The organism is Paenibacillus sp. MER TA 81-3 (assembly GCF_023713585.1).
GTDB classification, from domain to species: Bacteria; Bacillota; Bacilli; order Paenibacillales; family Paenibacillaceae; genus Paenibacillus_B; species Paenibacillus_B profundus.
Genome location: NZ_JAMAWB010000044.1, coordinates 1 through 5,303, shown reverse-complemented (window position 1 = coordinate 5,303; position 5,303 = coordinate 1). Strand labels below are relative to the sequence as shown.

The window sequence follows — 5,303 nt, the reverse complement described above, 5'->3', positions numbered from 1 at the left end:
CACCGTTTCCGAAATCCGTCTGCGTGTCGGGCAGTTTATGGATGAAATCATGAAGTACCCTCATGCCATCATTGACCGCCTATGCGTTAGACTTTGATTGATATCTTCTTTCGTTCAACTTATATAGTTTTTGTTTTTTTTCATTTCTTTAACGGTTGCAGCGTATTCTTCATCCATCTTTCTGAGGAAGCTCTGCGCGTCGTCCCCCCGACTTCAAGAATGGGCCAACTTGGGAACCGACGTAATTCGTGCCGTACAGTAAAATGTCCGGACCGTATGGGCTGTATATGGCCGGCTTGGCTTGCTGGAGCGAGTAGATCCCCTTGACGTTCATGTCTCTCTTCAACACGTCCGCCGCAAACTGTTCGAGAATGCTCTGATCGCCGGAGACGGATGGCACGTCCTTGCGGGTCATTCGAATTTGCTGCTCATCGGTCAACAAATATTCCAGAACGTCGAGAGCTTCGTCGATATGTTTGCTCTGCTTGCTAATCGCAATCGTGAACGGCAACGTCGAAGGACCAACACCTGGAAGATCCGACCATGCCGGGAAGCTGACCACATCGTAATCCAATTCTTCCGGATAGTAAGGAATCGTATTGGCGATAAGACCAAGGCTCATCGCAACCTCTCCCTTAGTAAAATCATAACTGATATCCGGCTCCCAATTACCCGGGATATCTGCGATTCGCTTCGCCAATTCTAAAAATCGGCCAAACGCCGGATTTTTGGAAAATTGCGGTTCGCCTGTAGCTGGATCCGTCCCATTTGCGGATAATTGAGTCATCGCTTGCGACATAAAGTTCGTCGCCAATCCCCGATACTTAATCCCGTCCCGTTCCCCGGTAACCTTCGCGGCCAGCTCGACGACTTCATCCCATGTCATTCCGTCCGTAGGGTAAGAGGCGCCGAACTTATCAAATATTGTCTTGTTATAGTGGAGCGCCACTGCCACGTCTTCAACTGGAATACCGAGCAGACGTCCTTGCCCCTCCGGATCGCGCGCACGCAGCGCGTCCATAATACCAGGTCTTATTCTGCTGAAATCGAAGTTGCGTTCCTTCAACAAGTCATCCAAGGGCAGCAGCATATCTTTCTCTTTTAAAATGTCGAAATTGTCTGTCGTCAACACGAAGCACATTGTTCTTACCTTCATAGGAGCCTGTCGTTACATCGGCATCATCTGAGTTCGCCGTAAATTGCGAGGCTGAAATCACCACTTTACCTGTTCCGGGTTGAATGCCGTCTGCTTGCCACTGCTTGAGCGTTTCTTGATAATAAGGCTCAATTTGACTGTTATCAGCAGAGGAAAAAATATGAACCGCTCCACGATTCGCGGATGTAGATGAGCCGGATTCCGCATACACAGACCATTCACTCGAATTAACCGTGAGATACACGATGCCCACGATGATTAGCAAACCGATGACAAATAACCCGTATTTCGCCTGGCGACCCTGTCGACTACTGCGTTGCGTCACGCCTTCATCACCTCTCAATCCATCAGAAGCATTTCTGTATCCTTATTGAAAAACAATGCCTTTTCCATATTAATCGCAGCCGACACCTGGGATGTGTCTTCGCAATGGCAGCCCTCGCTGGCACGGATGACAAGCGGTCGGTCTTGCTTAATATCAATGTGGTAATAACGATCGAGCCGACAAATTCGTTAAAATTGCAATATGCCCGTCACTATGGAATCCGGTGAGGCTTCCATTCGATGAGGTTCAAAGCTGATATGCTCAGGACGGATCCCCATCACGACGGTCCGCTCTAACAATCGATGTTTTTTGATAGCGCTTGCATGTTGAGGAGCAAGGCGGATCGCGAATCGATTCGTATGAAATTCCAAGTGTCCATCTTGTTCTTGCAGTTTTCCTTGAATGAAATTCATCGGTGGATTGCCGATAAAGTTAGCAACGAACATATTGACAGGCCGATTATAGATAAGTTCCGGCGTATCGACTTGCTGTACGAGACCTCTGTTCATGACGACGACCCGATCACCCATCGTCATCGCCTCAACCTGGTCATGGGTCACATATATAGTGGTCACTTCAATCTTCTTATGCAGGCTAATAATTTCAGAGCGCATCTGCACGCGCAGCTTCGCATCCAAGTTCGACAGCGGTTCGTCCATGAGGAACACTTGCGGTGTCCTGACGATCGCTCGACCGAGCGCCACGCGCTGCCGTTGTCCACCGGATAATTCACGCGGCTTACGCTCCAAAAAGTTCTCAATTTCAAGCACTCGTGTCGCCCGCTTCACCGCCAAATCAATTTCATGCTTCGGCTGTTTCCGCAAGCGCAATCCAAAAGCGATATTTTCATACACGCTCATGTTCGGATACAGTGCGTAGTTCTGGAACACCATAGAGATATCCCTATCCTTCGGAGGTATGTCATTCACTACTGTATCGCCGATATATCGCCTTCTGTCACATCCTCCAACCCTGCCAACATGCGGAGTGTCGTTGATTTTCCGCATCCGGACGGCCCGACCAATACGATAAATTCCGTATCGTCTACAGACAAGTTGAAATCGCTTACAGCAATCTCTTTATATTTGCCATAACGCTTATACACATGATTAAACAAAATATTTGCCAGCACGATCCCTCCCGGTAAGAAATATATTACTAAGAAAGCTGTTAATTTGGTGTTAAGAAATATGTAAGCGCTTTCTAAATTGGCGTTGCTTGCTTTACTTGCTTGCTTTTATACCTCATCGAACCTAGTTCGTTTCTCTCCCCCTCCTGCGAAGGTATTGCTCCAAATAGCCCTTTTGTCCACTATCCCAACTATTCAGAAATAGAGCACATCATGTAGTTATTCCCCCTTTTTAGTAAAAGAACGAATCTATTTACATATTGCAATATCATCATCTGTCGTAGAAATGACGCAGTCCTTGCTCTCAACGCATCATCATCTGTTGCAGAAGTGACGCAATCCTTGTTCGCAGCAATTTCACCATCTGTCATAGCAGTAACGCAATCCTTGCTCTCAACGCATCATCATCTGTTGCAGAAGTGCGCAATCCTTGTTCGCAGCAATTTCACCATCTGTCATAGCAATAACGCAATCCTTGCTCTCAACGCATCATCATCTGTTGCAGAAGTGCGCAATCCCTTTCGCAGCAATTTCACCATCTGTCATAGCAGTAACGCAATCCTTGCTCTCAACGCATCATCATCTGTTGCAGAAGTGACGCAATCCTTGTTCGCAGCAATTTCACCATCTGTCATAGCAATAACGCAATCCTTGCTCTCAACGCATCATCATCTGTTGCAGAAGTGACCGAGCCATATTTGCAGTTTCATCATCCGTCGCATGACTGGACTAAAACATGTGTCGAAGCTTCCTTGCATACAAAGCAGACCATTCGCATTCAGAATGATCTCTTTAGCATCAAATACGGCAGTGACGTAATGCTACAACTTTAATTGGCTCGCTTAACTGACATACTTAACTATATATCCTTATCAGTTGAATTGCTGATATGTGCACAATTGAAGCACTGAAATATAACTGTAAACGGAAGCTTCGTAATAAGTTCAGCTTATTATCAGATTTAACAATTGTAAATTTTAACTAAACTAGCTTAAAACAAGACATCTTCCGTCAAGCAGCGTGTGTTATTCTCCCTATCGTTCTTCCACGGCGTCTCCACTCTAACGCTATAAAGGTGTTGACGGACAAGCATTGTGCTGCCAACCGCTCCCATATGGATACATGTTGCGATTCAAGATTGTAGCGATAGCAGTATTCGTCCAGATAAGCTTGCAAATATTTACCTCCCAAGCCGTGAAACGTCTTATTGATCCAAGATCGAGCTTGATCGGCGATGTGACGAAGCACATCAGGTCGGCGAAAACGGAAATGGTGCTTCATGATGTCGATCTTGCTTGTATTCGAAGATACGTGCTGCGAGACAAAAGCCGTCAGCCCGGCAGTCAACAGGCTCTTGTCGGACAACAAATGATTGCGCAATACTTGCTTCATTTTCACATAGTTGGGGCTGTTATCAGGGTTGATGGAGGCAGCAATCAGATACGGATGCTCCTTCGGGTGCAGCTCAAATAAAGGAGCGTGCTCCGATCCATAGTATGTCAAAGCGGCACGAACGTCATGCTCAAGCGGACACTCTGCATCTGCAGCGCCCATGACTGCTCTAAGCTTATGCAGCATCGCCCAAGCCGTCTTGTACGTCACTTGGATGATCATACTTAGCTTCACTGCATTAATCCCCTCATCGGTTCTTGAAATGAGCCAGATGGCAGCCAACCATTTCCTGAGATCCGTATGGCTTCCTTCCATCACAGTGCCGGCAATAAGTGAGCATTGATGACGACAGGAACGACATTCATATAGCGGCAGCCTACGTGATCGTATCGTATACGCCTCTCCATGGTTGCAGCGAGGACAGACGAAACCATGAGGCCACTTTCTCCGAAATATCTCTTCTACGCACCTATCCTCAGAATGAAAATACGCAAATAATTCCTCCAAACTCTCAAATGACATCTGCCCCGTCATATTCCCACCTCCTCAAAAAGAGAACATTTGTTCCCGATATACAAATTATAACAAACAAATAGTATTGTTTCAAGTAGGACGCTTCACATCTGCATGTTTCATTTCAGTACCGAGCCATTCATTACGCCATTACGCGCTCTGAATTATTGGGAGAGTGAACAAAAGAACATTTCAACGAACCTTCCTTTACCAATCTGAGTTAGTGGGAGAGTGGACAAAAGGACTTACTAAGAGATAGAGCCGGGTTTCACACTAGAAATAGTTTTTGAGGAGTAACTGTAAATAGAAATGACCGTCTAATAAAAACAGACTGCCCCACGGTCAACAAGTTTGAACTGCACCCCGTCAAGTAGACAGTACAAAAAATAAAAATCAATTAAGCGGCTTTGGTCCTGAATTCCATCGGACTGAGGCCGTTTAGTTTTGCTTGTAACCGTTCGTAATTGTAAAAGTGGATGTAGGCCTGGATGTCTTTTTCGAGCTCCTCAAAGGTATGTAGGTGTGTAAATAATACTTCTCGCATTTTAGGGTTCCCCAGAAAGATTCCATTGGACCGTTATCGATGCATCGTCCAACCCAGGACATACTCTGAGTCATTTTGTTATCGTCCAAGAGCTTTTTGAAGTCCAGAGAGGTATATTGGAAACCCCGGTCGCTATGAAGCATGGGCTTGCTTCCTGGTGCTTCTTGCAAGGCCCGTTTCAATGTCTGAAATACAAGAGGATTGTTATTGGAACACCCGAATACATAGGAGACGATGGATTTAT

At 46.0% G+C, this 5,303-nt stretch carries 5 protein-coding genes and 1 pseudogene; all 6 read right to left on the bottom strand.

Features of this window, described 5'->3' with window-relative positions; all coding sequences use genetic code 11:
• Window positions 1–169: 169 nt before the first annotated feature.
• Window positions 170–1,156 (bottom strand): ABC transporter substrate-binding protein, encoded by a 987-nt coding sequence (locus M3650_RS31095; protein WP_251580215.1) that lies wholly within the window; start codon window positions 1,154–1,156, stop codon window positions 170–172.
• The gene (locus M3650_RS31090) at window positions 1,071–1,481 is read right to left on the bottom strand and encodes a hypothetical protein (RefSeq protein WP_251580213.1); all 411 of its coding nucleotides are present in this window, start codon (window positions 1,479–1,481) and stop codon (window positions 1,071–1,073) included. Before M3650_RS31090 ends, M3650_RS31095 begins: the two co-directional genes overlap by 86 nt.
• A gap of 188 nt (window positions 1,482–1,669) precedes the next feature.
• A complete protein-coding gene (locus M3650_RS31085) occupies window positions 1,670–2,410 on the bottom strand; it encodes an ABC transporter ATP-binding protein (protein ID WP_483311806.1) in 741 nt (246 codons plus the stop codon).
• On the bottom strand, window positions 2,410–2,586 hold the full coding sequence (locus tag M3650_RS33265; protein WP_483311805.1) for an ATP-binding cassette domain-containing protein: 177 nt from the start codon (window positions 2,584–2,586) through the stop codon (window positions 2,410–2,412). Before M3650_RS33265 ends, M3650_RS31085 begins: the two co-directional genes overlap by 1 nt.
• Before the next feature lie 1,035 nt (window positions 2,587–3,621).
• On the bottom strand, window positions 3,622–4,536 hold the full coding sequence (locus M3650_RS31080; RefSeq protein WP_483311804.1) for an IS1595 family transposase: 915 nt from the start codon (window positions 4,534–4,536) through the stop codon (window positions 3,622–3,624).
• Between the two features lie 376 nt (window positions 4,537–4,912).
• Window positions 4,913–5,303: pseudogene (locus tag M3650_RS31070) on the bottom strand (transposase); the annotation flags it as partial.

Excerpts from the sequence above, each read along its gene's own strand:
- M3650_RS31095 (WP_251580215.1), bottom strand. The coding sequence starts at position 1,156 with ATGAAGGTAAGAACAATGTGCTTCGTGTTGACGACAGACAATTTCGAC.
- M3650_RS31080 (WP_483311804.1), bottom strand. The coding sequence starts at position 4,536 with ATGACGGGGCAGATGTCATTTGAGAGTTTGGAGGAATTATTTGCGTAT.